This is a genomic window from Methylobacterium sp. WL18 (assembly GCF_008040015.1).
GTDB lineage: Bacteria > Pseudomonadota > Alphaproteobacteria > Rhizobiales > Beijerinckiaceae > Methylobacterium > Methylobacterium mesophilicum.
This window is the reverse complement of the sequence record NZ_VRVD01000666.1, coordinates 1-2539: the sequence shown is the minus strand read 5'-3', so window position 1 is coordinate 2539 and position 2539 is coordinate 1. Positions and strand designations below refer to the sequence as shown.

At 70.6% G+C, this 2539-nt stretch carries 3 protein-coding genes; all 3 read left to right on the top strand.

The window, feature by feature from the left end; translation table 11 throughout:
• A partial coding sequence (locus tag FV228_RS26660) for an RNA methyltransferase (RefSeq protein WP_147857275.1) occupies positions 1–498 on the top strand: 498 nt, incomplete at its 5' end.
• A gap of 115 nt (positions 499–613) precedes the next feature.
• Complete coding sequence (gene crtI / locus FV228_RS26655) at positions 614–2203, top strand: phytoene desaturase family protein (RefSeq protein ID WP_147857274.1); 1590 nt, start codon at positions 614–616, stop codon at positions 2201–2203.
• 71 nt (positions 2204–2274) lie between these two features.
• Positions 2275–2539, top strand: a 265-nt coding sequence (locus FV228_RS26650) for a DUF2141 domain-containing protein (protein WP_147857276.1), incomplete at its 3' end; no start/stop codon positions are given.

Sequence of the window (2539 nt, the reverse complement as noted above, 5' to 3'; positions counted from 1 at the left end):
CCCGCCGACCTCGTGCCGCCCGCCCCCGCTCCGGCGCTGGTGCTCGGGCTGGCGGGCCTCACCAACCACGACAATGTCGGCGCCGCTTTCCGCAACGCCGCCGCCTTCGGGGCCGACGCGGTGCTGCTGGATGCCGCCAGCTGCGATCCGCTCTACCGCAAGAGCATCCGGGTCTCCGCCGGCGCCGCGCTGATCCAGCCCTTCGCGCGGCTCACCCCCGGGCAGGACTGGCTGGCGCTCGCCCGCGCGCTCGACCTCGAAGCCCTGGCGCTCAGCCCCGGGGCGACCGAATCACTGGACGCCATCCCCGCGCCCACGCGCGTCCTGCTGATCCTCGGGACCGAGGGACCCGGCCTCGATGCGTCCACGCTCGGTCGGGCCCGCCCGGTGCGGATCCCGATGGCCCCGGGCTTCGATTCGCTCAACGTCGCCACCGCCGCGGGGCTCGCCCTGCAGGCGATCGCCCGCGGCCAGGGAAGGCTCGTCACCGCCGGTTGAGGCCGTCCCTTTCCGTCCGGCTCCGAACGCGCGACAAAGGGCTGCAATTGCCGTGGAGCGTTGCGAGGCTAGCTTGGCCGATAAGGTTCGCGGGTTGCGAGGGGAGTCGTCGGCGTTGCTTCAGTCTGGGGATGGTTTGCGAGCGCTGACCGGACGCCGTGTGGCCGTGGTCGGCGCCGGTCCCGGCGGCTTGGCCTCGGCCCTGCTCCTGGCACGCGCCGGGATCCACGTGACGCTGTTCGAGAAGGACGCGCAGGTCGGCGGCCGCACGAAGACCGTCACCGCGCCTGGCGGCTACAAGTTCGATATCGGCCCGACCTTCTTCCTCTATCCCCAGATCCTCGCGGACATCTTCACGAGTTGCGGCGAGCGTCTCGAGGACCACGTCAAGCTCGAGCGGCTCGATCCGCAGTACCATCTGGTGTTCGAGGGCGAGGACGGGATCACGGGCACGATCCGCGCCACCGGCGACATCGCCCGGATGGAGACGGAAATCGCCCGCCTGGCGCCCGACGACGCGAAGAACGTCAAGACCTTCTTCAGCGAGAACCGGACGAAGCTGGACTATTTCAAGCCGATCCTCCAGCAGGCCTTCCATACCCTGCGCAGCATGGCGAGCCCGGCGATGCTCGCCGCCCTGCCGCACCTTCATCCCGGCCGCAGCGTCGACCGCGACCTGAAGCGATACTTCGCGGATCCGCGGGTGCGCCTCGCCTTCTCGTTCCAGACCAAATACCTCGGCATGTCGCCGTTCCGCTGCCCGAGCCTGTTCACGATCCTGTCGTTCCTCGAATACGAGCACGGGGTCTACCACCCGGTCGGCGGCTGCGGCGCGGTCTCCGAGGCGATGGCCGGCCTTGCCGGACGCATGGGCGTCGATCTCCGGCTCAATGCCAACGTCGAGCGCGTGGTGTTCGACGGCAAGCGCGCCAGCGGTGTGGTGGTGGACGGCGAGACCTTCAACGCCGACGCGGTGCTGATCAACGGCGACTTCGCCAAGGTGGTGCGCGCCCTGGTCCCGGAGCGGCACCGCCCGCGCTGGCGGGACGCCAAGATCCACAAGGCCCGGCTCTCCTGCTCGACCTTCATGCTGTATCTCGGCATCGAAGGGAAAGTGCCGGACAGCCTGGGGCACCACACGATCCTCCTGGCCGACGGCTACGAGCGCAACATCCGGGAGATCACCGAGGGGACGCTGCCGATGCAGCCCTCCCTCTACGTCCAGCATGCCGGCTATACCGATGGCGGCATGGCGCCGGCGGGGCACACCGCCCTCTACGTCCTGGTGCCGGTGCCGAACCTGAAAGCCGGGATCGATTGGGCGGCGACCCGGGAGAGCTACCGCGCCCTGATCCTGGAGCGGCTGAAGCGGCTGGGCCTGGAGGACATCGAGTCCCGGATCCGCTACGAGCGGATCATCGACCCGACCCAGTGGGAAGAGGACTTCGCGGTCCACGAGGGCGCCACCTTCAACCTCGCTCACGACCTGATGCAGATGCTGTATTTCCGGCCGCACAACCGCTTCGGGCCGGGGCTCTACATCGTCGGCGGCGGCACCCATCCGGGCTCCGGCCTGCCGGTGATCTACGAGGGTGCTCGCATCACCGCGCGGCTGCTGATCGAGGAGCTGGCCGGTGCCCGCGCCGCCGCCCAGGCCGGCATCCCCGACACGGCGCCGCTGGCGACCTCCGGCGAGGCTTCGTGATCGGCGCGCCGGGCCGGGTGACGCTGACGGCGGGCCTCTGCGCCCTCGCTGTGGTGTTCGGGTCGGCTGCGATGGCCGCGACCCTGCAGGTGGAGGTCGACGGCATCGAACCCGGCGGCGGCCCGGTCCGGGTAGCCCTGTGTCAGGGCGGCTTGTCCGAACCGTTCTGTACCCGAGGCGACGAAGCCTCGGCCGCCGGGGGCCGGGCGCTGTTCACCTTCCGGGATCTGGCCCCGGGCGCCTACGCGGTGGCGGCCTTCCAGGATGGCAACGGCAACGGCCGGCTCGACCGGACCGGGCTCGGCCTGCCGCTCGAGCCCTACGGCTTCTCCGGCG